This window comes from Fictibacillus terranigra, from assembly GCF_030412265.1.
Lineage (GTDB): Bacteria > Bacillota > Bacilli > Bacillales > Fictibacillaceae > Fictibacillus_C > Fictibacillus_C terrinigri.
The window spans coordinates 553,052-576,576 of the sequence record NZ_JAUHLN010000002.1 but is presented as its reverse complement, the minus strand read 5'-3'; the positions used below and the strand labels follow the sequence as shown (position 1 = coordinate 576,576).

Here is a 23,525-nt window from a genome sequence, read left to right as displayed (position 1 = left end):
AATGTTAAATGGAAAAACAGCTCTTGTTACAGGTGCATCCAGAGGGATTGGCAGAGCGATCGCACTGGAACTTGCCAAGAATGGCGCTAAAGTGGCCGTAAACTATGCAGGCAGTGAAGCGAAGGCAAAGGAAGTCGTCGATGAGATCCGCTCAATGGGGCGGGATGCCATCGCGGTGCAGGCGAATGTCGCGGACAGTGAGTCAGTTGCCGGAATGGTCAAAGCAGTGATTGAGGAGTTTGGTTCTCTTGATATCCTAGTTAATAATGCCGGGATCACAAAAGACAATCTCATCATGAGAATGAAAGAGGACGAGTGGGATGCGGTCATTGATACAAACTTGAAAGGTGTATTCCTTTGTACAAAAGCTGTTACCCGCCAGATGATGAAACAAAGAAAGGGTAGAATCATTAATATTTCTTCCATTGTCGGTGTATCAGGAAACCCTGGACAAGCCAACTATGTTGCAGCAAAAGCAGGTGTCATCGGCCTCACAAAATCTACGGCTAAGGAATTGGCCAGCCGAAGCATTACCGTGAACGCAGTGGCTCCAGGATTCATTGATACTGATATGACGGACGTGCTTGAAGAGAATGTAAAAGGCGAGATGCTGAAGGCGATCCCGCTTGCCCGTTTCGGAAGCACAGACGACATCTCTTCACTCGTCACGTTCCTTGCCAGTGACAGCAGTTCCTATATTACTGGACAAACGATTCATGTTGACGGCGGAATGGTGATGTAAGAATAGGGAAAGCTGGGTAGAGAGAGTCTTTCAGCGTTTCTTGATCCAGCTACAACGACCAATCCGGTCGTTTCAGCTTTTCTCTGTTTTCTATCTTTTTTTTTCTTATGAAATGGTATATATTATTGAAAGGAGGTGAATACACATGGCAGACGTATTAGAAAGAGTTTCAAAGATTATCGTAGATCGTCTTGGTGTAGACGCTGCAGAAGTTAAACCAGAAGCTTCTTTTAAAGAAGATCTTGGTGCTGACTCCTTGGACGTTGTTGAACTAGTAATGGAACTTGAGGACGAATTTGATTTGGAAATTTCCGACGAAGATGCTGAGAAGATTACAACGGTTGGTGACGTTGTTAATTACATAAACAGCAACAACAACTAATTTTATGCTAAGCAAAGTCCCGTAACAGATGGTGCGGGACTTTAAACCTGTTGGCAGAAGAATAAAGCTGGTACCCTCTAAGTGTTTGCAGGAGGCAATGATGAAAGGTTCAAAGAAACAGACGTCAAATTTAAAGAAACATTCAAGGCAGAGGTTTAAGCATCAGGCAAGAAAACAAATGGATGAAAAGGTACGCAAACAAAAGGTAGCCCCCTTACAGGAACGAATTAATCTCTTCTTTGACAATGAAAAATTGCTGGTTCAGGCATTTACCCATTCATCATATGTGAATGAGCATCGGGGACGTCCTTACGAAGACAACGAGCGGCTTGAATTTTTAGGGGATGCAGTTCTTGAGTTAACGATTTCCCAATTTCTTTACTCAAAGTTTTCAACGATGAGCGAAGGAGAGTTAACGAAATTAAGAGCGGCCATTGTTTGTGAGCCATCCCTTGTCATATTGGCCAACGAGCTTCATTTTGGGGATTATGTATTGCTGGGCAAAGGCGAAGAAAATACTGGCGGACGAACGCGGCCCGCTTTGCTTGCAGATGTGTTTGAAGCCTTTATTGGTGCATTGTACCTTGATAAAGGAATCGAAGCGGTTAAAGAATTTTTGGAAATACATGTATTTCCCCGAATTAATGAAGGTGCTTTTTCTCATGTGATGGATTTTAAGAGCCAGCTTCAGGAATATGTTCAACGCGAAGGCCTTGGGACCATTGATTATAAAATCATTCAGGAAAAAGGTCCGGCGCATAACCGGGAATTTGTATCTGAGGTAAAATTGAATGAGGATGCGTTTGGTGTCGGCTTTGGACGTTCTAAAAAAGAAGCAGAGCAGCATGCTGCACAGGAAGCGCTGGAGAAAATAATGAAACATTAAAAACACCCTGCGAACAGGGTGTTTTTCTTATGATTATGTACGAGCTTACTTCTTTTTTAAGGAACCGAGCTCGGAAACGATGCCTTCCATATCCCGGACACTGAATCCTGGCATTTTCATTACCATATCATAAAGTTCTTTGATGTCATCATACTGGTCAACGGTGTAGTCATCCCCTTGGATCAGACCGGAGTTTACAAGCTGAAGCTTTTTTTTCAAGTCTTCTATCATAAACTCTATATTCTCCTGGCTGGGAGTGGATAAGTTCATAGTAGCACCCTTTCTATCCTCTTTCTTTCGTAATTGTAGCACAAAAGAATCTATTTGTATGTTGATCTATGTTAAAATAAATTAGTTAAGAATACATAAGGGGGATTAAGATGTTCCTCAAACGATTAGATGTAGCAGGGTTTAAGTCTTTTGCGGACCGAATCAATATTGAATTTGTACCCGGTGTGACCGCGGTCGTTGGGCCCAACGGGAGCGGCAAAAGCAACATTTCGGATGCCGTCCGCTGGGTGCTTGGTGAACAATCCGCCAAATCCCTTCGCGGTTCCAAGATGGAAGATATCATCTTTGCGGGAAGCGATAACCGCAAGCCGCTCAACGTCGCTGAAGTAACGCTAACTCTTGATAACGAAGATCAGCATATACCGCTTGAATATAATGAGATCAGTGTCACGCGAAGGGTCTATCGTTCGGGTGACAGTGAATATTTGTTGAATAAACAGCAATGCCGCCTGAAGGATATCGTGGACCTGTTCATGGATTCGGGGCTTGGGCGTGAAGCGTATTCGATTATCGGTCAGGGAAAGATTGAAGAGATCTTGAGCAGCAAATCGGAGGATAGACGAAGAATCTTCGAAGAGGCGGCCGGGGTTCTGAAATACAAAACCCGAAAACAAAAAGCAGAGCAAAAATTGCAGGAAACCCAAGAGAATTTAAACCGTGTCGAAGATATTCTGCATGAATTGGAAGGCCAAGTTGAACCATTGAAAATACAGGCTTCCATCGCCAGAGATTTCCTTGAGAAAAAAGAAGAGCTGCAGCAGATCGAAGTGGCTTTGACTGTATATGAAATTGAGGAATTGCACGAAAAATGGGAAAAACAATCCAGGCTTGTGGATGAACTTAAGAACAAGGAGTTCGAACTGTCATCGAAAGTGAAACATGAGGAAGCTTCTCTTGAACGGGCCCGTGCGGATATACAGGCGCTGGACGAGTCCATTGATGAACTGCAGCAGTCGCTGCTCGTCGCCAGTGAAGAGCTGGAAAAACTTGAAGGAAAGCGCGAAGTTTTAAAAGAACGAAAGAAAAACTATCATCAGAATAAAGAGTCTCTGAAACAGCAGATTCAAACGCTGAAGAAAAAAAGCGAGGTACTGCAAACAAGTTCTTTTGAAGGTGCCAAGCATTTCGGAGAAAAGAAGAAGGAGCTGCGTTCACTAAGGAGCCAGCTGAAGGAAGAAGAAAACAGTCTTTCCATTATTGAACTTGATCTCGAGACGGAGCTTGAACGGCTGAAAAGCGATTACTTTGAGAACTTAAACAGCCAGGCATCGGTTAAAAATGAGATCAGGTATCTCACAGACCAGCAGAATCAGCAGCAGTTTAAATCAAGCAGGCTGGATCAGGAACATGAGAAATATGTAGCAGAACGAGAGAAAGTGAGCTCAGATAAGAAGGCGCTGCTCATGAAAGTCAAGGAAGCCGAAGAGAAGATCCAGGCGCATTTAAAGCAGTATGCTTCGATAAAACAGAAGCTCGAACAAAAGGAACAAGAGAACGAGGAAAAGCAGAGCCAGTTGTATCAGGCCTATCAGTTCATTCAGCAGTTCAAATCGAAAAAGGAATGGCTCGAGTCGATGCAGGACGAATATCAGGGGTTCATACAGGGTGTAAAGGAAGTGCTGAAAGCAAAAGGGACCATTCTGCAGGGTATAGAAGGCGCAGTGGCAGAACTCATCAGTGTGCCTGCTGATATTGAAACAGCGATTGAAACAGCCCTTGGCGGATCCATGCAGCACGTGGTCACGCAAAGTGAGAAGGATGCTGTAGCGGCGATCGCATTTTTAAAGAAAAAAAGGTACGGCAGAGCTACCTTCCTGCCACTGTCTGTCATAAAGGGACGGTATATTCAGCCGTCCGATATCAGCTTGGTCGCCTCGCATCCGGCTTATGTCGGAGTGGCCTCAACTCTTGTAACAGGGGACAGTAAATACGAGAAGATCATCGCTAACCTGTTAGGGAATATCGTGATCGCTAAAACGATCGAGGGGGCAAACCGGATCGCCAAAGCCCTGCGTTACCGGTACCGGATTGTCACTCTCGAAGGGGACGTAGTCAGTGCGGGCGGTTCCATGACAGGCGGAAGCATCAAGCAGAAGAATTCATCGCTCCTTGGAAGACAGCGCGAGCTCGACGCCGTCACTGAAAAACTGGCTGGAATGGAACAGCAGACGGCGGCCGTTGAAGAGCAGGTGAAAGATTCAAAAGCATCGATTGCCAAGTTGAGGTCTGAGCTTGAAACCTTTCGAGAGGAAGGAGAAAACAGCAGGCTTGAGGAGCAATCGGTCAAAAGCAGGCTGAGGGAAATTGAAATCGAAGAGAAAAACCTGAATGACCGGCTCTCATTGTATGACCGGGAGAAGAACAGCTTCCAATCAGAACAAAGCACGATTACTGAAAGAGTTAAAGAACTCGAAAAATCGTTAGAGAAAAACGTAAAAGATGCAAAAGCATTGGAAACACAGATTGAACAGCTGGATGCCCGCAAGAAAGACCAGCAAACGTCAAAAGAAGAGATTCAGCAGTCAGTCACAGCGTTGAAAATCAAGATCGCAGAAAAAGAACAGCAAGCGGCCAACCAGGAAGAGAAGCTGGAAAGACTTCAAATGGAGCTCAGGGATGTCAATGAACAGCTAAAAGAGACCGAGCAGGATTTCTGGATGCTGGAAGAAGAGATGAACAGCAATTCCTCCGGTGAAGAAGTACTTGACGCACATATTTCCAAACAACGAGAGGATAAGAATGCTGTTCTTCACCTGATCTCGCAGCGCAGACAGGATCGTCTGGCGGTTTACCAGCAGGTGGAAGACCGGGACAGGGAACTGAAAGAGTCAAAACGCATTCTTAAACAGCTGAACGATGCCCTCCGTACGGAAGAGGTCAGCATCAACAGGCTCGATGTGGAGCTCGACAACCGGCTCACCCATCTGCGGGAGGAATATGAGCTTTCCTTTGAAGGGGCGAAGGAACAGTTCCAGCTGACGATGGACGCTGCTGATGCGAGGAAAAAGGTCAAGCTGATCAAACTTGCGATCGAAGAACTCGGATTGGTGAACCTTGGTGCCATCGAGGAGTATGAACGTGTATCCCAGCGTTTTGACTTCCTGACCGAACAAAGAGGAGACCTTGTTGAAGCAAAACAGACCCTGCACGGTGTCATCGATGAGATGGACGAAGAGATGAAGAGGAGGTTCGATGAAACGTTCACGAACATCCGCTCCCATTTCGGCCAGATTTTCAAGGAACTGTTTGGCGGAGGAAGGGCCGATCTATCCTTGACTAACCCGGACGATCTTCTAACGACCGGTGTGGATATCCTCGCTCAGCCACCGGGGAAAAAGCTGCAGCATCTTGCGCTTTTGTCCGGAGGAGAACGGGCTCTGACCGCGATCGCCTTGTTGTTTGCCATCTTAAAGGTCCGTCCAGTTCCGTTCTGTATCCTTGATGAAGTAGAGGCGGCACTCGATGATGCGAATGTGAGCCGCTACGCCAGCTATTTGCGGACGTTCAGCAAAGAGACCCAGTTTATTGTGGTTACCCACCGGAAAGGAACCATGGAGGAAGCGGACGTGCTGTATGGTGTGACGATGCAGGAATCCGGCGTCTCCAAGCTGGTTTCCGTAAAGCTGGAGGAATCAAAGGAACTCGTCGGGGCAAAGTAATATTTATTTATCGCACACGATTTGAAGGAGGAACCTATGAGCTTCTTAAAACGATTAAAAGACAAATTTACTTCACAAACCGATTCTGTATCTGACAAATTCAAGAGCGGCTTGGAAAAAACGAGATCCTCCTTTTCCACAAAGGTAAATGATCTCGTCAAACGCTACAGAAAAGTGGATGAAGAGTTCTTTGAGGAACTTGAAGAAATCTTAATCAGTGCTGATGTCGGCGTGCATACCGTCATGGATCTGATCGACAAGTTGAAGGATGTTGCGCGAACAAGGAATATCCAGGAGACAGAAGAATTAAAATCAGCGATCTCTGAAACTCTGGCTGGAATGCTCCATAAAGGAGAACAGGATGGAAGCCTCAACCTTCAATCAGAAGGGATGACCGTGATATTGTTCGTAGGGGTAAACGGAGTAGGGAAGACGACGACGATCGGAAAGCTCGCCCACCAGCTCAAACAGGAAGGGAAGTCGGTCATGCTCGCGGCAGGGGATACGTTTCGTGCAGGAGCGATCGAGCAGCTCGAAGTCTGGGGCCAGCGTGCAGGTGTGGATGTGATAAAACATCAGGAAGGCTCAGATCCAGCGGCTGTTATTTTTGACAGTGTAAAAGCAGCAAAGTCCAGAAACGTGGATGTCCTGATGTGTGATACAGCTGGAAGGCTGCAGAACAAAGTTAACTTAATGAATGAGCTGGAAAAAGTGAAGCGTGTCATCGAACGTGAAATACCCGGAGCACCTCATGAGGTATTGCTTGTAGTAGATGCAACAACTGGACAGAACGCGATGAGCCAGGCGAAGATCTTCAGCCAGTCCACGAACGTTACAGGTCTTGTCCTTACTAAACTGGATGGGACAGCAAAGGGAGGGATCGTTCTCGGTATTCGAAACGAGCTAGATATCCCAGTAAAATATGTCGGCCTTGGCGAAAAGATCGACGACTTGCAGGCATTTGATCCAGATCAGTTTGTCTACGGACTGTTTTCTGGATTAGAGGAAGAAAAAGCGGAGTAAATTCCGCTTTTTCTTTTTATGATGCCGGATGGATGAAGAACTTTTTGATGCCGCTGAGGGTTTGACAAGAAAAAATCTTGACATTGTTTTCAGGACAGTGTACTATAATTTAACGTAAAGGCTTTTCACTTAACAAGGGGTGTTGGGATGCTGGATAAAACGACGAGAATCAATTATTTGTTTGACTTTTATCAATCATTGCTGACACCGAAGCAAAAGAATTACATGGCTTTTTATTATCTGGATGACTTTTCCCTTGGAGAAATCGCTGAACAATATAATGTGAGCCGCCAGGCCGTTTATGATAACATTAAGCGGACAGAGGCGATGCTAGAAGAGTATGAGGAAAAGCTCGGTTTATTTGCGAAATTTCAAGAACGCGATCAGTTACTTTCCAGATTAAAAGAACTGCTCGGAAATTCGTCTGATAAAGTTCTTGAGATCATTGATCGCCTTGAAAACATGGAATAGGAGGCGACAATACAATGGCATTTGAAGGATTAGCCGACCGGCTTCAGAATACCCTGCAGAAAATAAGGGGGAAGGGCAAGGTTACGGAAACAGACGTTAAAGAAATGATGCGTGAAGTCCGTCTTGCACTTTTGGAAGCCGACGTTAACTTCCGGGTAGTAAAAGATTTTATCAAACGAGTGACAGAACGTGCTGTAGGCCAGGAAGTGCTGAAGAGCCTGACCCCGGGCCAGCAGGTGGTAAAAGTTGTCCACGAAGAACTTACTTCCTTATTGGGCGGGGAGCAGAGCAAAATCGCTGTCAACAACCGTCCGCCAACCGTCATCATGATGGTCGGTCTTCAGGGAGCGGGTAAAACAACGACGACCGGGAAGCTTGCGAATCATCTTCGCAAAAAGCATAACCGCAAACCTCTTTTAGTCGCTGCCGATATTTATCGTCCTGCAGCGATTCAGCAGATTGAAACTTTGGGAAAACAGCTCAGTCTGCCTGTTTTTTCAATGGGTGACAAAGTAAGCCCGGTTGAGATCACGAAACAAGCGCTGGCTAAGGCAAAAGAGGAGCATCATGATTATGTCCTCATCGATACGGCTGGACGTCTTCATATCGATGAAGAACTGATGGATGAGCTTCAAAAGGTCAAAGAGCTGGCCGATCCAAATGAGATTTTCCTTGTGGTTGACGCCATGACCGGGCAGGACGCCGTGAATGTCGCTGAGAGTTTTAACGAACAGCTCGGATTAACGGGTGTTGTGCTGACCAAGCTTGACGGAGACACACGAGGCGGTGCCGCACTATCGATTAAAGCGGTGACCGATCTGCCGATAAAATTTGTCGGTATGGGAGAAAAGATGGATGCGCTCGAGCCGTTCCATCCTGACAGGATGTCCTCCAGAATTCTTGGAATGGGAGATGTGCTTACTCTAATCGAGAAAGCGCAGACGACCGTTGATGAAGAAAAGGCTAAAGAGCTGCAGAAGAAAATGCGGGATATGTCCTTTACCTTCGACGACTTCCTTGAACAGATGGGGCAGGTCAGAAACCTGGGCCCTCTTGATGAACTGCTCAGCATGATGCCGGGCGCGAACAAGATGAAGGGCTTGAAGAATGTTTCCATTGATGAGAAACAGATCGGCCATGTCGAGGCCATTATAAAGTCGATGACCAAACTCGAAAGAGAACAGCCGGAGATCATTAACGCTTCAAGAAGAAAAAGGATTGCCAAAGGGAGCGGGAGAACCGTTCAGGAGGTAAACCGCCTCATTAAGCAGTTCGACGATATGAAGAAGATGATGAAACAGATGTCCGGGATGATGAAAGGCAAGAAAAAAGGCGGAATGAAATTTCCGTTCATGTAAAATGGATGAATTTTCTGGTTTACAAAGCTGGAAGTTTATTATATTATATTGATTTGTGTGAACAATTTTCGGAGGTGTATTTTTACAATGGCAGTAAAAATTCGTTTAAAACGCATGGGGCAAAAGAAGGCTCCATTTTATCGTGTAGTAGTAGCAGATTCCCGCGCACCGCGTGATGGCCGCTTTATCGAAGAGATTGGATTCTACAATCCGGTTGCAAAACCTGCAGAAGTTAAAATCAACGAAGAGCAGGCTCTTAAATGGATGCTTGACGGCGCGAAGCCATCAGACACTGTACGCAACCTTTTCTCTAACGCAGGGATCATGGAAAAGTTTCATAACGCTAAACTACAAAAATAATGGGTGATGATATGATGACAGAGTTAATCGAGACGATTGTTAAGGCTCTTGTTGATCATCCAGAAGAAGTCAGCGTGAAAGAAATAGCTGACGGCGAAAAGCTTGTTTATCAATTGACCGTCCACAGCTCAGATATGGGCAAGGTGATCGGCAAACAAGGACGGGTGGCAAAAGCCATTCGTACCGTTGTCAATGCTGCGGGAACAAGCCAGAATAGACGCATTTCACTTGAGATCGTATAGGACGGGTTGGAAATGCGGCGCAAAGTTATTTCTGTAAGCTTGAAAAAGGGATGAGGGCAGCCTCAGCCCTTTTTTGTACTTTCAACTTTTTTATTTTATTATAGAATTTGATGATTCAGCCCACACTGTAATATAAGAATCGGGCAGCAAGGGTGGATACATATGTCGAAATGGTTAAATGTAGGGAAGATCGTGAATACGCACGGTATACGGGGAGAAGTCCGGGTGATCTCGCGGACAGACTTTCCTGAAGAACGCTACAAAAAAGGAAACACGCTTTATGTGGATTTCGGTGACGGAAGCAGCCTAGTGCCGGTTGTCATAGCTGCACACCGGGTCCATAAACAATTCGACCTTTTGCAGTTTGAAGAACATCCTAACATTAACGATGTTGAAAAGTATAAAGGTCATCTGCTCAAAACACCTGCTGATGCAGCGGTCGATCTTGATGAAGGCGAATTCTTTTATCATGATATTATTGGCTGTACGGTGATGACTGAGGAAGGAGAAGAACTCGGGAAGATAAAAGAGATTCTTTCTCCGGGAGCGAATGATGTTTGGGTTGTGAAACGAAAGAATTTCGGTCCGGATATTTTAATTCCTTACATTCCTCCAGTTGTGAAAAAGGTGGATATCGAAAACAAGCAGGTCACGATTCATCTTATGGATGGCTTGATCTAAAATGAGAATCGATGTCTTATCTCTGTTTCCTGAAATGTTTACCGGTGTATTTGGATCATCTATCCTTAAAAAGTCACAGGAGAAGGGTCTTGTGCAGTTTCATGTTACCGATTTTAGAGATTATACAGAAAACAAGCATCGGCGTGTTGATGATTATCCCTACGGCGGGGGAGCAGGAATGGTGCTGACACCCCAGCCCCTGTTTGACGCTGTAGAAGCCCTGACACCGAGGAGCGGAACACCGCCGAGGGTGATCCTGCTCTGCCCGCAGGGAGAGCGCTACAGCCAGCAGAAGGCTGAGGAGCTTTCAAAAGAATCGCACCTGATTTTTCTCTGTGGGCATTATGAAGGTTATGACGAAAGAATCCGGGAAAGTCTTGTGACCGATGAGATCTCCATTGGTGATTTTGTGCTCACTGGCGGAGAACTCGGTGCGATGGTTATCATCGACAGTGTAACGAGGCTTTTACCTGGTGCTCTGGGCAACGAAGAGTCCGCCGTTAAGGACTCTTTCAGCAGAGGGCTGCTTGAACATCCTCAGTATACGAGGCCTGCGGATTTCAGGGGCATGAAGGTGCCAGAGGTCCTACTGTCTGGAAATCACAAATACATTGAGGAATGGCGCACCAAAGAGTCGCTGAAGCGCACATGGAAAAGAAGGCCGGATCTGTTGGAAAGAGTAGACCTGACCGCTCAAGAGAAGAAGTGGCTGGAAGAGGTTAAAAAAGAGGACTAATTTTGTTGGAACTACTTGCCTCGGTCCATTACCTATGGTAAGATATTACTCGTGGCTTAGGCCAGTATTAAGGTGTTCCGCTGCTGATAAACGCGAGCAAGAACATCTGTCGGAAGGAGGCAATAACTATGCAACAGATTATTGCAGAGCTTACTAAAGAGCAATTAAAATCGGATCTTCCTAAGTTCCGTTCTGGTGATACTGTTCGTGTACACGTAAAGGTTGTCGAGGGAACTCGTGAACGTATCCAGCTTTTCGAAGGCGTTGTAATCAAAAAGCGCGGAACTGGAATCAGCGAAACATTTACTGTTCGTAAGATTTCTTACGGTGTTGGTGTAGAGCGTGTATTCCCTTTACATTCACCTAAAATCGCGAACCTTGAAGTCGTTCGACGCGGTAAAGTTCGTCGTGCTAAGCTTTACTACTTGCGTGCACTTCGCGGTAAAGCAGCTCGTATTAAAGAGATTCGCTAATTACACACAAAAGGAGCTTGACTCATCTCAAGCTCCTTTTTACATATTTAAAAAATGTTGTAGTGAAAATTTAAGTTGAATGTGAGGATGAAGTATGGCACGTCAGAAAAAAGAATCTTGGGAATGGTTGAAAGCATTGGCAGTGGCCTTGATTCTCGCCGGAGCAATCCGTTACTTTTTATTTGCTCCGATCGTGGTTGACGGCGAGTCCATGATGCCAACCTTGCATAACAGGGACCGGCTTGTTGTCAATAAGATGGATAAACCTGAACGATTTGATATTGTAGTGTTCAAAGCGACAGAAACAAAGGATTACATCAAGCGTGTCATCGGTCTTCCGGGCGACCAGATCGAGTACAAGAATGATACTTTGTATGTAAACGGTAAACCACTTAAGGAAAAATATTTGGATCCGTATAAGAAACAGACGAAAGATGGAAACTTAACGTATGATTTCACTCTTTACGAGGTAACAGGCAAACAGACTGTTCCGAAGGGTAAAGTTTTCGTGCTCGGGGATAACCGGCGCCACAGCAGTGACAGCCGGAATATCGGCACAGTGGACATGGATGATATCGTCGGCAAAGCCAGCATAAGATTCTGGCCGATTAATGATATAGGTGTAGTAAAGTAGGTGAAGGAATGACCATTCAATGGTTTCCTGGCCATATGGCAAAAGCCAGGCGTGAAATTACAGAAAAACTAAAACTGATTGATGTCGTGTTCGAATTGGTAGATGCGAGAGTTCCTTTGGCCTCCCGGAATCCGATGATTGATGAAATAACGGCAGGAAAACCGAGGCTTGTGCTGCTGAACAAAGCGGATATGGCTGATCCTGAGGTTACAAAGTTATGGTCCGAATATTTCGAGCAAAAAGGCCTCGCTGTACTTGTGATCAATTCCAAAACCGGGCAGGGCATCAATCGGATCGAAGCCAAGGCAAAAGAACTGGTTAAAGAAAAATTCGACAAGATGAGAGCGAAGGGCATCGTTAAGCCAAGAGCTGTAAGAGCGCTCATCCTTGGCATCCCCAACGTTGGCAAATCGACGCTGATTAACCGGATGGCAGGAAAAAACATTGCGGTTACAGGAGATAAACCGGGCGTAACTAAGAAACAGCAATGGATTAAAGTGGGTTCATCTCTTGAATTGCTTGATACACCGGGGATTCTCTGGCCAAAGTTTGAGGATCAGTCCATTGGTCTTAAGCTGGCTGTAACAGGGGCCATCAAAGAAACTCTTCTGGATTTTACAGAGATTGTCCTGTTCGCGTTAAAATACTTTAAGGACCACTATCCTGCGAGGCTGCAGGAACGCTATAATCTTGAGACGATCCCTGAAGAACCGATCGCCCTCTTTGATGAGATCGGAAAAAAACGAGGCTGTTTGATGAGCGGCGGCCATATTGATTATGAGAAGACTGCAGAAATCGTGCTTCGTGACATCCGCTCTGAAAAATTAGGCAGATTATCGTATGAAAGACCGGAAGATTTTATCCAGTAGGCACGCAAATGCGTGCCTTTTTTCTTTATAATTAAACCATGCGGGTCTAAATGACTGAGGAAAATCGCCGATATACATAGAAAGCGAAGGTTGAAGAATGAAACTTACGATTAAAGAAATTGAGAACAAAATTCATACGCTTAGAGAAGAAGAAAATAAGCTTAGGGCGTTTATGCATGAACTTCAAAATGATGAGCGGACCGGGGTAAAAAAAATCCTGATGAAACATGAAAGAGCACTTGAAGCAGCCCGGCTCCTTCGGGACCGTTTTGATCAGATGATGGTCTATGAAAAGGAGTGGACCAGTCTAGGCAAAAGGATGATCGCCGGTCTTGATGAAGCCGGAAGGGGGCCACTTGCCGGCCCGGTGGTTGCAGCGGCAGCCATTTTGAAACCGGGTACGTACATAGCGGGATTGAACGATTCCAAAATGCTAAGTGAATCCAGGCGTGAGGAATTATTTGAGGAGATCATGAAAAACACCGTTTCAGTGGGAATCGGCCTTGTTACCGCACAGGAGATCGATGAGATCAATATCTACCAAGCCTCAAGGAAAGCGATGGTAAAGGCCGTCAAAGCCCTGAAGGTACAACCGGACCATCTGCTCATTGATGCGATGGAACTGCCGCTCGCTGTTACCCAGTCCAAAATCATCAAAGGAGATGCGAAAAGTGTTACCATTGCAGCTGCGTCCATCGTTGCAAAAGTAACCCGGGACCGGTACATGAAGCAGCTTCATAGGATCCATCCGCACTATCATTTTAATACGAACATGGGCTATGGAACAAAAGAGCACCTTGAAGCGCTGGAAAAGTTCGGTCCGGTGGAGGAACACCGCCGTTCCTTTTCTCCTGTACAGCAGGGTTCTCTTCTTTAAGCTTAAAAGGAGGGGCAGCTGATGAAAGTTCAGAACGGAGAGCTCCTGCCCCTTAGTGGGGCAAACAAGGGCAAACCGGCTTTGGTTCAGGGCCAGCTGACAACAGGCAAAGTTCTGAAGCATTGCCTGGGAGGAACGTAGCGAAATTAGCTCTAGGGGGAGAAATTAGGACAGCTCTTCTGGAAACCGTCCTGCAGGCGGGTGAGAGCTATTGGTTTGAAGTGCGTCAAACCGAGCCGTCGGCTTTAAAGAAACTGGAACCCATAACCCACAAAGAAAAAGATGCTGCTGCTTTTGTGGCGGCTCGGTTAGGATCAACAAAAGAACCGGCCGCAAGAATGGCGGCTCAGTTTTTGCTCACCTCCAATCTCCCGGCAACAAAAGACCAGTTAAACAGTATCGCTGAACTGTTTCGGATTTCACAGCACAATGAAGCAGAAACCGGGGAGATCATCACCAAAATGATGAAGCACGATATCCCCCTCACTGAAGGGCCCTTCAGAGTGATGGAATCAGTTAGTGGTACAGGGACTCTGCGGAATGAACTGGTGAAGCTGAGGGATGAAATCGGTCATCAGCAGCCTACACGGCTGTTAAACGAGCTGAAGCAAGCCATTAATGCAGTTTTACAAGGTTCTATGGAAGAATCTACGGAAAAGCCGATCACAGACATTTTGAATGCTTTAGTAAAAAATAAGCAGCAAAAAACGCAGGAGCTAGAATCCATCTTTAAAAGCCGGTTGGCTGAATGAGAGTAAGCCCCTGGGAGAAACAAAATCCGTCATAACACCAAAAAGTGAAGGGACGGATGGAAACGCTTGGAACCCGAAATTGGTTCTGAATCAGGGAATAAGAAAGGAACAAACAATGACCGGGCTACTGAAGGTTCTTTCAGATTTGCCGGAAAAGGAGCGTCTTCTTGTTTACTCGCTGTTCCAAAGTGAAAAAAGGAACACCAGGCCCCCGCTCTCTTTGATAAAGCAGATAGAGCAAATCGGTTTGCTTCATGAAGCGCGGCTGCTGTCAACGAAACTTGATGAGAAAGCTGAAAACCAAAACGTAAAGTCGCTTCTTCTTCAGCTCTTGCATAGTGTTGAGCCGATAAAAGCAACGGCAAAGACCCAGGCGGAGACCGTATTGAATAAAATTACCGGGCTCCAGCTGACCATGCTTCAAAGCCAAGAGAATGTTCAGCAAGTCCAGCTTCAGCTGCCGGTCATTTTTGGAACGCAGGCCGCTGACCTTTCTATAAGATGGGAAGGAAAACAAACAGGCTCGGGCGAAATTGACAGTGTTTACTGCCGTATTCTCTTTATTTTACAACTGGAAAACATGAAAGAGACAACCGTTGCAGTTAATTCAACCGTATCCTATCTCTGCAGATCTGGAGCGGAGCGGACGGCGCGAAGATGATACCGCGGGACGATATCGAGACACTCCGTCTTTCGCTTCAGCAAATGGATTACCGCTTATCAGGGGTAGCATTGATGGACAGCTGCGAGCAAGGGCCAGCCGCGAAAAGGAACACATCGGAGGCGAGGAATGGAGTCGATCTGAGAGTATGAATAAAGAGAGTAAACTGCCTCGTGCTGCTGCACTTTCCTATCGAAAAAACATGGCAGCCCCAAAGCTAACCGTAAAAGGGACAGGAAAAACTGCAGAGAAGATTTTATCGGCGGCACAGCAAAACAATATTCCGATCCAAAGAGATCCTTCCCTTGTCGCCCTTCTTTCGAAGCTTGAAATCAACGAAAAGATTCCCCAGGAGCTTTATGAGGTGGCCGCCGAAATATTTGCGTTCCTCTATCACGTTGACCAGGAAAAGCGTTGATATAAAACGAGCGATAATTTATGTGTGATTGGGCATCCTATACGAAAAAAGGGAGGCTTCCGTCATGCCAAGAAGAAAACTGTATGTACCTGGTGTCGACTCTATGCTTGACCAATACAGGGAAGAAATCGGCGAGGAATTCGGGATCTACCGTCCAGCTGCCGAACGGGATTTCACAGAAAAAAAAACGGACCGAAACAATAAAAAATCAAACGGCAAAAAAGAAACAAAAAGCAGGAAAGAATAATCCTGCTTTTTTTGTTGGTAAAAATCCGTGAATCGTGTTTTACTCCCGATTTATTCCATATTATGAAGCAATTAATAGGAAAAAATGTCGAAAATAAGTGAATGCGTTTGCAATTATTCAGTAGAATGGTAGACAGTTCGTGTTCTATTATATAAAATGGTATCGGTAGTTTAGTTTTGAACATGATAGGAGGATGGAGAATGAATATCCACGAGTATCAAGGCAAAGAGGTACTAAGAAAGTACGGTGTGGCTGTTCCTAACGGTAAAGTGGCGTATTCCGTAGAAGAAGCAGTAGAAGCTGCAAAAGAATTAGGAAGCGCTGTAACTGTTGTTAAAGCTCAAATCCACGCTGGCGGACGAGGAAAAGCCGGCGGTGTTAAAGTGGCAAAAAACCTTGATGAAGTTCGTACATATGCGGATGAAATTTTGGGGAAAGTGCTTGTCACTCATCAAACAGGCCCTGAGGGCAAAGAAGTTAAGCGCTTGCTTATTGAAGAGGGCTGCGACATCAAGAAAGAATATTACATCGGCCTTGTCCTTGACCGCGCTACTTCAAGCGTTGTCATGATGGGATCTGAAGAAGGCGGAACTGAAATTGAAGAGGTGGCTGAAAAGACACCTGAAAAAATCTTCAAAGAAGTGATTGACCCTGCAATCGGGCTTCAAGCTTTCCAAGCTCGCCGCTTAGCATTCAACATCAACATCCCGAAAGAGCTTGTGAACAAAGCTGCAAAGTTCATGATGGGGCTTTATACAGCATTTGTTGAAAAAGACTGCTCAATCGCAGAAATTAACCCGCTTGTAGTTACTGGCGACGGCAACGTTATGGCACTTGATGCGAAATTAAACTTCGATTCAAATGCGCTTTACCGCCAAAAAGACATTCTTGAGTACCGTGATCTTGAAGAAGAAGATCCAAAAGAAATCGAAGCTTCCAAATATGACTTGAGCTATATCTCCCTTGATGGGAACATCGGATGCATGGTTAACGGCGCAGGTCTTGCGATGGCAACGATGGATATCATCAAACACTACAGCGGAGATCCTGCCAACTTCCTTGATGTAGGCGGCGGTGCTACAGCTGAAAAAGTTACGGAAGCGTTTAAAATTATCCTTTCTGATGAAAAAGTTAAAGGGATCTTCGTTAACATTTTCGGCGGAATCATGAAATGTGACGTTATCGCTAACGGTGTAGTTGAAGCTACTAAACAAGTAGGATTGAACTTGCCGCTTGTTGTTCGTTTGGAAGGTACAAACGTAGAGCTTGGGAAGAAAATCCTTAATGAGTCAGGCTTGAACATTACTTCTGCAGATTCCATGGCAGACGGTGCTGAGAAGATCGTTTCTTTAGTAAAATAAATTCCCCGAAATAAGGTAGAAGGGTGGAGAAAATAGATGAGTATTTTTATCAATCAAGACACAAAAGTCATCGTGCAAGGGATTACAGGGTCTGTCGGTTTATTCCATACACAGCAGATGCTTGAATATGGAACAAAAATTGTCGGCGGTGTTACACCAGGTAAAGGCGGAACTGAAGTTGAAGGCCTGCCTGTTTTCAATACAGTAGAAGAAGCGGTGAGAGCAACAGGTGCTACGGCTTCTGTCATTTATGTTCCCCCTGCGTTTGCAGCTGATTCTATCGTTGAAGCAGTCGACGCAGAACTTGACCTTGCAATCTGTATTACAGAAGGCATTCCAGTAATGGACATGGTGAAAGTCAAGCGTTACATGCAAGGCAAGAAAACTCGTCTAGTAGGACCTAACTGCCCAGGTGTAATTACTCCTGAAGAGTGCAAGATCGGTATCATGCCAGGATACATTCATACAAAAGGTCATGTAGGCGTTGTATCACGCTCCGGGACATTGACTTATGAAGCAGTACACCAGCTTACACAGCGCGGGATCGGCCAATCTACAGCAGTAGGGATCGGTGGGGACCCGGTAAACGGTACTGACTTCATTGATGTGCTAAAAGCTTTCAATGAAGACGAAGATACTTATGCTGTGATCATGATCGGTGAAATCGGCGGAACAGCAGAAGAAGAAGCTGCTGAGTGGGTCAAAGCGAACATGAAAAAACCAGTTGTCGGATTCATCGGCGGGCAGACAGCACCTCCAGGAAAACGTATGGGCCATGCGGGTGCGATTATTTCCGGCGGTAAAGGTACAGCTGCAGAAAAGATCAAAACTATGCAGGAATGCGGTATTAAAGTCGCTGAAACACCTTCCGTTATGGGAGAAACACTCGTTTCTGTCCTTAAGGAAAAAGGGATTCTCGACCGCTGTACAACACACAAAGCGAATGTATAAGCAGAAAGCTCCCGTTTTTGGGAGCTTTTTTTAAAAAAATGATTCTAATTACTGGAGGAGACCTATGGACAGAGAACGGTTAATTCTTCTTCATCATTGCCGCGGAGCAGGATGGAAAGCCATCCAGTCATTTTTAGCATTTGACCCTGAGTTAACAGCAGTTTTTCAAATGAGTAAAAAAGAGCTTTCAGAACGGTTCCGTATGAGTCATCAGAACAGCAATGATTTTGTAGAAGATATCCGGAAGCTGTCCTACCGCTCCATTGAACAAACATACCGAAAGCATAATATTAAAATCCATACATATTTTGATAATCATTACCCCGTTCCTCTCCGCCACATTTTTGATCCGCCCTGGGTTTTATACAGTAAAGGGAATACAGAGGTGCTGTCGGCTCCTCTCGCTATTAGTGTAGTGGGAACAAGGAATCCCACCGAGGGGGGATTAAAAAGTCTGAACAAAGTTCTTAATCCGCTGCTGCAGGAAGGCTGGATAACGGTCAGCGGACTGGCCGCGGGAATCGATACCCATGCCCATGAATTGACTTTACAGGAGTCAGGAAGTACGATTGCAGTACTCGGATCAGGAATCGGCCATATCTATCCGAGGGCCAATACCGCTTTGGCCCAACGGATCACCGGAAAAGGGCTGCTCGTTTCTGAGTATCCGTTTAACCGTCCACCAAAAAAATGGCAGTTTCCGCAAAGGAACAGAATCATTAGCGGACTCACGCGGGGAACCTTGGTTGTAGAAGCCCGAGAAAAGAGCGGTTCCCTTATTACAGCAGATCAAGCGATGGAACAGGGGAGGGAAGTCTTTGCCGTTCCAGGTTCCATTTTAGATGAGTGTGCGGCAGGAACGAACCGCCTGATCCAGCAGGGAGCCAAGCTAGTAATGGACGCCGAGGACATTTTAAGTGAATTAAGTTTGATCGATTAGGTCAGAATGAAGTATTAGTCCCTATTATTTCTCCTGAATGGAATGGCAATAATTGAAAACCGTTTGACAAATGATGAGAGTCTATTTAATAATAGGGAAGATTTGATTAAACCCTTAAAGGGGGATGCACTGAAAATGGAAGAGTATTTAGTAATCGTTGAATCTCCCGCAAAAGCAAAAACGATAAAGAAATATTTGGGAAGCAAATATATCGTTAAGGCGTCGATGGGCCATGTCAGGGACCTGCCTCGAAGCCAAATGGGAGTAGAAATTAGTGACAATTATAATCCAAAATATATAACGATCAGGGGAAAAGGACCTGTTTTAAAAGAATTGAAGACAGCGGCCAAAAAAGTGAAAAAGATCTTTCTCGCATCTGACCCCGACAGAGAAGGAGAAGCGATCGCCTGGCATCTTGCACACAGCCTGGATATTGATTTGGATTCTGAATGCCGGGTTGTTTTTAACGAGATTACAAAGAATGCCATAAAAGACTCGTTCAAACGTCCGAGGAAAATAAATATGGATCTTGTAGATGCACAGCAGGCGCGTCGGATCCTTGACCGGCTTGTAGGCTATAAGATCAGCCCTTTATTATGGAAGAAAGTGAAAAAGGGGCTCAGTGCCGGACGTGTACAGACGGTTGCTCTAAGATTGATCGTCGAGAGGGAAAACGAGATCAAAGCGTTTGTTCCGGAGGAATACTGGAAGATCAAAGCCGCCTTCTCCTACGGCAAAGATGAATTCGAGGCGGGCTTTTACGGCATCAACGGCAAAAAGAAGGAACTGGCGAATGAAGAGGAAGTCAAGGAAGTCTTAAGCAAGCTAAAAGGAGACACATTTTCTATCGCTTCCGTACAGAAGAAGGAAAGAAAACGCAATCCTGCGCCGCCATTCATCACCTCTTCCCTTCAGCAGGAGGCAGCGAGAAAGCTGAACTTCAGAGCAAAGAAAACAATGATGCTTGCACAGCAGCTGTATGAAGGAATCGATCTTGGAAAAGAAGGCACCGTCGGTCTGATTACGTATATGAGAACGGATTCGACCCGAATCTCTGATCTGGCAAAAGAAGAAGCAAGATCGTTTATTCAGGAAGAATTTGGTGAGGAATATGTGAACAAGGCCGATCGTGCGGAGAAGAAGCAGGGTAAAAATGCGCAGGATGCCCATGAGGCGATCCGGCCGTCTTCGGCTTCAAAACATCCAAAAGAATTAAAAGAATATTTGAGCCGTGACCAGCTCCGGCTATACCGGTTAATTTGGGAGCGTTTTATTGCGAGCCAGATGTCATCGGCTGTTTTGGATACGATGACTGTGGATCTCGAGAACCAGGGAGTGATTTTCCGTGCGAACGGTTCTAAGGTGAAATTCCCTGGATTCATGAAGGTATATATTGAAGGTAACGATGACGGCAAAAAAGATGAAGACCGTTTGCTTCCGGATTTGAAAGAGGGTAAGACAGCCGAAAAGCAAGAGATCGAACCGACTCAGCATTTTACACAACCCCCTCCAAGATACAGTGAGGCCAGGCTCGTCAGAACGATGGAAGAGCTCGGGATCGGACGTCCGTCGACCTATGCACCGACCCTTGATACGATCCAAAAGCGCGGCTATGTTATGCTTGATGACAAGAAGTTTCAGCCGACAGAGCTGGGAGAAGTGGTTCTGGAACTGACACTTGAATTCTTTTCAGAAGTATTCAACGTAAAATTTACAGCCCAGATGGAAACGGATCTTGATGAAATTGAAGACGGTGACAAGCATTGGAACGAGGTCATCGACGAATTTTATAAAAGTTTTGAAAAGCAGCTGGTTGTCGCAGAAGAGGAAATGAAGGAAGTAGAGATTAAAGATGAGCCTGCCGGTGAGAACTGTGAGTTGTGCGGGCATGAGATGGTCTTTAAGATGGGGCGCTATGGCAAGTTTATGGCGTGTTCCAATTTCCCGGATTGCCGAAACACGAAACCGATTGTAAAAGACACTGGTGTAGAGTGCCCGGAATGCCATAAAGGAACCATAGTGGAACGAAAGAGCAAAAAGCGCAGAATCTTTTATGGCTGCAGCAGGTATCCAGAGTGTGAATTTGTTTCATGGGATAAACCGGTCGGCCGAACGTGTCCGAAATGCGGTAAAATACTTGTTGAAAAGAAAACGAAAAAAGGAAAAGTCGTACAGTGTATTTCTTGTGATTACGCTGAGGAGCAAGCTTAAAGGGGAGTTTTTCGAAGAATGAACGATTTTGTTAATGTTATCGGCGCCGGGCTGGCGGGAAGTGAAGCAGCCTGGCAGATCGCCAAAAGAGGTATTAAAGTCCATCTATATGAGATGCGGCCAAAAAAACAGACCCCTGCTCACCATACAGATAAGTTTGCAGAGCTTGTATGCTCAAATTCTCTTCGTTCAAACACCTTAACGAATGCCGTTGGTGTTCTGAAGGAAGAGATGAGAAAACTGGATTCGGTCATCATTGCGTCAGCTGATGATTGTTCAGTGCCAGCAGGAGGAGCGCTCGCTGTTGACCGCCATGAATTTGCGGCACTCGTCACAGAACGGGTAAAGAATCATCCGAACGTTACGGTTTTTGAAGAAGAAGTAACAGAAATACCAGAGGGGCCGACAGTAATCGCTACAGGCCCGCTCACTTCTAAAGAGCTGTCGGATGCTTTAGGAGCGCTGACGTCGGAGGATTATTTGTACTTTTATGATGCGGCTGCTCCGATTATTGATGCCGAGAGCATCGATATGAATAAAGTGTACCTTAAATCCCGTTATGATAAAGGAGAGGCAGCTTATTTAAACTGTCCGATGACGGAAGAAGAGTTTGACCGGTTTTATGAAGCGCTCATTTCTGCTGAAACTGTACCTTTAAAAGAGTTTGAAAAGGAGATCTTCTTTGAGGGGTGCATGCCGATTGAAGTCATGGGATCCAGAGGCAAGAAGACGATGCTGTTCGGACCGCTCAAACCTGTTGGTCTTGAGGATCCGAAGACAGGTAAACAGCCGTTTGCTGTAGTCCAGCTAAGACAGGATAACAGTGCAGGAACCCTTTATAATATAGTAGGTTTTCAAACGCATCTGAAGTGGGGGCCTCAGAAAGAAGTCATCCAGCTGATTCCGGGGCTTGAGAACGCGGAAATCATCCGGTATGGTGTGATGCACAGAAACACCTTCATCAACTCTCCTAAGCTTTTAGAAAAGACGTATCAGTTTAAAGACAGAAAAGACCTTTTCTTTGCTGGCCAGATGACAGGTGTTGAAGGCTATGTGGAAAGCGCTGCATCCGGACTCATCGCGGGGATCAATGCTGCCCGACTGATGCAGGATAAAGAACTGCTTGAATTTCCTCAAGAGACTGCGATCGGGAGCATGGCACATTACATTACGAACGCCAATGCGAAGAACTTCCAGCCGATGAACGCAAACTTCGGGCTTCTGCCTGCTCTTGAAACCCGCATCAGAAACAAGAAAGATCGCTATGCAGCACTCGCTGAACGAGCGCTGGAAACAATTCAGAATTTTATAACAAAATTGTGAACTTGCTTGTCTTTGCCCCTGATCTGTGATAAGATTTAGGGGCTTTGTGAGGTGTGATAAGTGGATTTAAATGACCGCTATTTGAAGATGTTTATCGAGTATTTGCAAATAGAAAAAAATAGTTCACATCATACAACGGAAAACTACGAAAAAGCGATCTTACATTTTACGTCGTTTATGAAACAGCAAGCAATCGAAGGATTCGCTGCTGTTTCTTATCTTTTGGTGAGACATTATTTGACATGGCTCCACGAGCAGTCCTATTCCAGAAGGACGGTCGCCAAAAAAATTTCGTCTCTCCGCAGCTTTTATCGTTTTCTTAACCGGGAAAAGATGGTGGACCATAATCCGTTTGCTGCAGCGTCTCTGCCGAAAGCCGGCCAGAACATTCCCCATTTTATCTATGAGGAAGAACTGGCACAGCTTTTTAATGTCAATGACCTCTCTGACCCGCTTGGACAGAGAAACCAGGCGATCTTGGAGCTGCTGTACGGGACGGGGATCAGGGTGAGTGAATGCTGCCAGATCCAGCTCGATGACATCGATTTTTACATAGAAACAGTGCTTATTAAAGGAAAAGGCAAAAAAGAGAGGTATGTGCCCCTGGGAAGCTATTGCGTTGAAGCATTGACCCGTTATATCGAGGAGGGCAGAAAGCAGCTGGCAGAAAAGGCGGGCCAGCCTGTAAAAACGCTGTTTCTTAATTATAAAGGCGGTCCTCTTTCTGCGCGTTCCGTCAGAAATGTATTAAACAGCATGATTCAGAAGACGACATTAACCGTACATATCAGCCCCCACGTACTGCGTCATACGTTTGCGACCCATTTGTTGAACGAAGGCGCAGATTTAAGGGCCGTGCAGGAGTTGCTCGGACACTCTCATCTGTCATCTACACAGATCTATACTCATGTCACAAAAGAACATTTGAAAAAAATTTATAATAACACTCATCCTCGTGCATAAATGAGAGTAAGGAG

Annotated in this window: 27 protein-coding genes; 26 read left to right on the top strand and 1 reads right to left on the bottom strand. The window is 45.5% G+C overall.

The window, feature by feature from the left end:
• Position 1 precedes the first annotated feature (1 nt).
• The 3 genes from fabG (at position 2) to rnc (ending at position 2,010) form a co-directional block, all read left to right on the top strand.
• Entirely contained in the window at positions 2-742 is a 741-nt protein-coding gene (fabG, locus tag QYF49_RS10750) for a 3-oxoacyl-[acyl-carrier-protein] reductase (RefSeq protein WP_290399594.1), read from the top strand.
• Between the two features lie 145 nt (positions 743-887).
• Positions 888-1,124, top strand: coding sequence for an acyl carrier protein (gene acpP / locus QYF49_RS10745; protein WP_290399593.1), 237 nt, complete (start codon positions 888-890; stop codon positions 1,122-1,124).
• A 100-nt stretch (positions 1,125-1,224) separates the two neighbouring features.
• On the top strand, positions 1,225-2,010 hold the full coding sequence (rnc, locus tag QYF49_RS10740; protein WP_425589586.1) for a ribonuclease III: 786 nt from the start codon (positions 1,225-1,227) through the stop codon (positions 2,008-2,010).
• 45 nt (positions 2,011-2,055) lie between these two features.
• Here rnc and QYF49_RS10735 read toward each other — a convergent pair whose 3' ends face one another.
• Positions 2,056-2,280: a DUF1128 domain-containing protein gene (locus QYF49_RS10735; protein WP_290399592.1), complete on the bottom strand. Its 225-nt coding sequence runs from the start codon at positions 2,278-2,280 to the stop codon at positions 2,056-2,058.
• Positions 2,281-2,390: 110 nt separating this feature from the next.
• On the opposite strand from QYF49_RS10735, the gene smc reads away from it, so the two are divergent.
• The 23 genes from smc (at position 2,391) to xerC (ending at position 23,511) form a co-directional block, all read left to right on the top strand.
• Entirely contained in the window at positions 2,391-5,960 is a 3,570-nt protein-coding gene (smc, locus tag QYF49_RS10730; protein ID WP_290399591.1) for a chromosome segregation protein SMC, read from the top strand.
• Between the two features lie 36 nt (positions 5,961-5,996).
• Positions 5,997-6,983, top strand: a complete 987-nt coding sequence (gene ftsY / locus QYF49_RS10725; protein ID WP_290399590.1) for a signal recognition particle-docking protein FtsY — start codon at positions 5,997-5,999, stop codon at positions 6,981-6,983.
• 147 nt (positions 6,984-7,130) lie between these two features.
• Positions 7,131-7,454, top strand: a complete 324-nt coding sequence (locus QYF49_RS10720; protein ID WP_290399589.1) for a putative DNA-binding protein — start codon at positions 7,131-7,133, stop codon at positions 7,452-7,454.
• 14 nt (positions 7,455-7,468) lie between these two features.
• Positions 7,469-8,812: a signal recognition particle protein gene (gene ffh, locus QYF49_RS10715; protein ID WP_290399588.1), complete on the top strand. Its 1,344-nt coding sequence runs from the start codon at positions 7,469-7,471 to the stop codon at positions 8,810-8,812.
• 87 nt (positions 8,813-8,899) lie between these two features.
• The gene (gene rpsP, locus QYF49_RS10710) at positions 8,900-9,172 is read left to right on the top strand and encodes a 30S ribosomal protein S16 (RefSeq protein WP_290399587.1); all 273 of its coding nucleotides are present in this window, start codon (positions 8,900-8,902) and stop codon (positions 9,170-9,172) included.
• Between the two features lie 14 nt (positions 9,173-9,186).
• Entirely contained in the window at positions 9,187-9,414 is a 228-nt protein-coding gene (locus QYF49_RS10705) for a KH domain-containing protein (protein ID WP_290400419.1), read from the top strand.
• A 162-nt stretch (positions 9,415-9,576) separates the two neighbouring features.
• Positions 9,577-10,095 carry a ribosome maturation factor RimM gene (gene rimM / locus QYF49_RS10700; RefSeq protein ID WP_290399586.1) on the top strand — a complete coding sequence of 173 codons (519 nt, stop codon included), beginning with the start codon at positions 9,577-9,579 and terminating at the stop codon, positions 10,093-10,095.
• A gap of 1 nt (position 10,096) precedes the next feature.
• Positions 10,097-10,831 (top strand): tRNA (guanosine(37)-N1)-methyltransferase TrmD, encoded by a 735-nt coding sequence (trmD, locus tag QYF49_RS10695; protein WP_290399585.1) that lies wholly within the window; start codon positions 10,097-10,099, stop codon positions 10,829-10,831.
• Positions 10,832-10,959: 128 nt separating this feature from the next.
• Positions 10,960-11,304: a 50S ribosomal protein L19 gene (rplS, locus tag QYF49_RS10690; RefSeq protein ID WP_290399584.1), complete on the top strand. Its 345-nt coding sequence runs from the start codon at positions 10,960-10,962 to the stop codon at positions 11,302-11,304.
• Positions 11,305-11,398: 94 nt separating this feature from the next.
• The gene (lepB, locus tag QYF49_RS10685; RefSeq protein WP_290399583.1) at positions 11,399-11,938 is read left to right on the top strand and encodes a signal peptidase I; all 540 of its coding nucleotides are present in this window, start codon (positions 11,399-11,401) and stop codon (positions 11,936-11,938) included.
• Positions 11,939-11,946: 8 nt separating this feature from the next.
• Entirely contained in the window at positions 11,947-12,807 is an 861-nt protein-coding gene (ylqF, locus tag QYF49_RS10680; protein WP_290399582.1) for a ribosome biogenesis GTPase YlqF, read from the top strand.
• A gap of 97 nt (positions 12,808-12,904) precedes the next feature.
• Positions 12,905-13,684 (top strand): ribonuclease HII, encoded by a 780-nt coding sequence (locus tag QYF49_RS10675; protein WP_290399581.1) that lies wholly within the window; start codon positions 12,905-12,907, stop codon positions 13,682-13,684.
• A 122-nt stretch (positions 13,685-13,806) separates the two neighbouring features.
• Positions 13,807-14,436: a hypothetical protein gene (locus QYF49_RS10670; RefSeq protein WP_290399580.1), complete on the top strand. Its 630-nt coding sequence runs from the start codon at positions 13,807-13,809 to the stop codon at positions 14,434-14,436.
• 115 nt (positions 14,437-14,551) lie between these two features.
• Positions 14,552-15,097 (top strand): hypothetical protein, encoded by a 546-nt coding sequence (locus QYF49_RS10665; RefSeq protein ID WP_290399579.1) that lies wholly within the window; start codon positions 14,552-14,554, stop codon positions 15,095-15,097.
• Positions 15,094-15,249, top strand: coding sequence for a hypothetical protein (locus tag QYF49_RS10660; RefSeq protein WP_290399578.1), 156 nt, complete (start codon positions 15,094-15,096; stop codon positions 15,247-15,249). The genes QYF49_RS10665 and QYF49_RS10660 overlap by 4 nt, the downstream gene beginning before the upstream one ends.
• Complete coding sequence (locus QYF49_RS10655; RefSeq protein ID WP_290399577.1) at positions 15,246-15,515, top strand: EscU/YscU/HrcU family type III secretion system export apparatus switch protein; 270 nt, start codon at positions 15,246-15,248, stop codon at positions 15,513-15,515. Before QYF49_RS10660 ends, QYF49_RS10655 begins: the two co-directional genes overlap by 4 nt.
• A gap of 64 nt (positions 15,516-15,579) precedes the next feature.
• The gene (locus QYF49_RS10650; RefSeq protein WP_290399576.1) at positions 15,580-15,762 is read left to right on the top strand and encodes a hypothetical protein; all 183 of its coding nucleotides are present in this window, start codon (positions 15,580-15,582) and stop codon (positions 15,760-15,762) included.
• A gap of 200 nt (positions 15,763-15,962) precedes the next feature.
• Positions 15,963-17,123 carry an ADP-forming succinate--CoA ligase subunit beta gene (gene sucC, locus QYF49_RS10645; RefSeq protein WP_290399575.1) on the top strand — a complete coding sequence of 387 codons (1,161 nt, stop codon included), beginning with the start codon at positions 15,963-15,965 and terminating at the stop codon, positions 17,121-17,123.
• Between the two features lie 36 nt (positions 17,124-17,159).
• On the top strand, positions 17,160-18,074 hold the full coding sequence (gene sucD / locus QYF49_RS10640) for a succinate--CoA ligase subunit alpha (RefSeq protein ID WP_290399574.1): 915 nt from the start codon (positions 17,160-17,162) through the stop codon (positions 18,072-18,074).
• A gap of 64 nt (positions 18,075-18,138) precedes the next feature.
• The gene (gene dprA / locus QYF49_RS10635; protein WP_290399573.1) at positions 18,139-19,014 is read left to right on the top strand and encodes a DNA-processing protein DprA; all 876 of its coding nucleotides are present in this window, start codon (positions 18,139-18,141) and stop codon (positions 19,012-19,014) included.
• Positions 19,015-19,149: 135 nt separating this feature from the next.
• Complete coding sequence (topA, locus tag QYF49_RS10630) at positions 19,150-21,225, top strand: type I DNA topoisomerase (RefSeq protein ID WP_290399572.1); 2,076 nt, start codon at positions 19,150-19,152, stop codon at positions 21,223-21,225.
• Positions 21,226-21,243: 18 nt separating this feature from the next.
• On the top strand, positions 21,244-22,548 hold the full coding sequence (gene trmFO, locus QYF49_RS10625; protein WP_290399571.1) for an FADH(2)-oxidizing methylenetetrahydrofolate--tRNA-(uracil(54)-C(5))-methyltransferase TrmFO: 1,305 nt from the start codon (positions 21,244-21,246) through the stop codon (positions 22,546-22,548).
• A 60-nt stretch (positions 22,549-22,608) separates the two neighbouring features.
• Positions 22,609-23,511 (top strand): tyrosine recombinase XerC, encoded by a 903-nt coding sequence (gene xerC, locus QYF49_RS10620; RefSeq protein WP_290399570.1) that lies wholly within the window; start codon positions 22,609-22,611, stop codon positions 23,509-23,511.
• Positions 23,512-23,525: the final 14 nt, after the last annotated feature.

Excerpts from the sequence above, each read along its gene's own strand:
- rnc (WP_425589586.1), top strand. The coding sequence starts at position 1,225 with ATGAAAGGTTCAAAGAAACAGACGTCAAATTTAAAGAAACATTCAAGG.
- trmD (WP_290399585.1), top strand. The coding sequence starts at position 10,097 with ATGAGAATCGATGTCTTATCTCTGTTTCCTGAAATGTTTACCGGTGTA.
- acpP (WP_290399593.1), top strand. The coding sequence starts at position 888 with ATGGCAGACGTATTAGAAAGAGTTTCAAAGATTATCGTAGATCGTCTT.
- QYF49_RS10660 (WP_290399578.1), top strand. The coding sequence starts at position 15,094 with ATGATACCGCGGGACGATATCGAGACACTCCGTCTTTCGCTTCAGCAA.
- QYF49_RS10665 (WP_290399579.1), top strand. The coding sequence starts at position 14,552 with ATGACCGGGCTACTGAAGGTTCTTTCAGATTTGCCGGAAAAGGAGCGT.
- rimM (WP_290399586.1), top strand. The coding sequence starts at position 9,577 with ATGTCGAAATGGTTAAATGTAGGGAAGATCGTGAATACGCACGGTATA.
- smc (WP_290399591.1), top strand. The coding sequence starts at position 2,391 with ATGTTCCTCAAACGATTAGATGTAGCAGGGTTTAAGTCTTTTGCGGAC.
- trmFO (WP_290399571.1), top strand. The coding sequence starts at position 21,244 with ATGAACGATTTTGTTAATGTTATCGGCGCCGGGCTGGCGGGAAGTGAA.
- sucC (WP_290399575.1), top strand. The coding sequence starts at position 15,963 with ATGAATATCCACGAGTATCAAGGCAAAGAGGTACTAAGAAAGTACGGT.
- QYF49_RS10675 (WP_290399581.1), top strand. The coding sequence starts at position 12,905 with ATGAAACTTACGATTAAAGAAATTGAGAACAAAATTCATACGCTTAGA.
- ftsY (WP_290399590.1), top strand. The coding sequence starts at position 5,997 with ATGAGCTTCTTAAAACGATTAAAAGACAAATTTACTTCACAAACCGAT.
- fabG (WP_290399594.1), top strand. The coding sequence starts at position 2 with ATGTTAAATGGAAAAACAGCTCTTGTTACAGGTGCATCCAGAGGGATT.
- QYF49_RS10705 (WP_290400419.1), top strand. The coding sequence starts at position 9,187 with ATGACAGAGTTAATCGAGACGATTGTTAAGGCTCTTGTTGATCATCCA.
- ylqF (WP_290399582.1), top strand. The coding sequence starts at position 11,947 with ATGACCATTCAATGGTTTCCTGGCCATATGGCAAAAGCCAGGCGTGAA.
- QYF49_RS10720 (WP_290399589.1), top strand. The coding sequence starts at position 7,131 with ATGCTGGATAAAACGACGAGAATCAATTATTTGTTTGACTTTTATCAA.
- sucD (WP_290399574.1), top strand. The coding sequence starts at position 17,160 with ATGAGTATTTTTATCAATCAAGACACAAAAGTCATCGTGCAAGGGATT.
- QYF49_RS10650 (WP_290399576.1), top strand. The coding sequence starts at position 15,580 with ATGCCAAGAAGAAAACTGTATGTACCTGGTGTCGACTCTATGCTTGAC.
- lepB (WP_290399583.1), top strand. The coding sequence starts at position 11,399 with ATGGCACGTCAGAAAAAAGAATCTTGGGAATGGTTGAAAGCATTGGCA.
- QYF49_RS10655 (WP_290399577.1), top strand. The coding sequence starts at position 15,246 with ATGAATAAAGAGAGTAAACTGCCTCGTGCTGCTGCACTTTCCTATCGA.
- rpsP (WP_290399587.1), top strand. The coding sequence starts at position 8,900 with ATGGCAGTAAAAATTCGTTTAAAACGCATGGGGCAAAAGAAGGCTCCA.
- QYF49_RS10735 (WP_290399592.1), bottom strand. The coding sequence starts at position 2,280 with ATGAACTTATCCACTCCCAGCCAGGAGAATATAGAGTTTATGATAGAA.
- dprA (WP_290399573.1), top strand. The coding sequence starts at position 18,139 with ATGGACAGAGAACGGTTAATTCTTCTTCATCATTGCCGCGGAGCAGGA.
- ffh (WP_290399588.1), top strand. The coding sequence starts at position 7,469 with ATGGCATTTGAAGGATTAGCCGACCGGCTTCAGAATACCCTGCAGAAA.
- rplS (WP_290399584.1), top strand. The coding sequence starts at position 10,960 with ATGCAACAGATTATTGCAGAGCTTACTAAAGAGCAATTAAAATCGGAT.
- topA (WP_290399572.1), top strand. The coding sequence starts at position 19,150 with ATGGAAGAGTATTTAGTAATCGTTGAATCTCCCGCAAAAGCAAAAACG.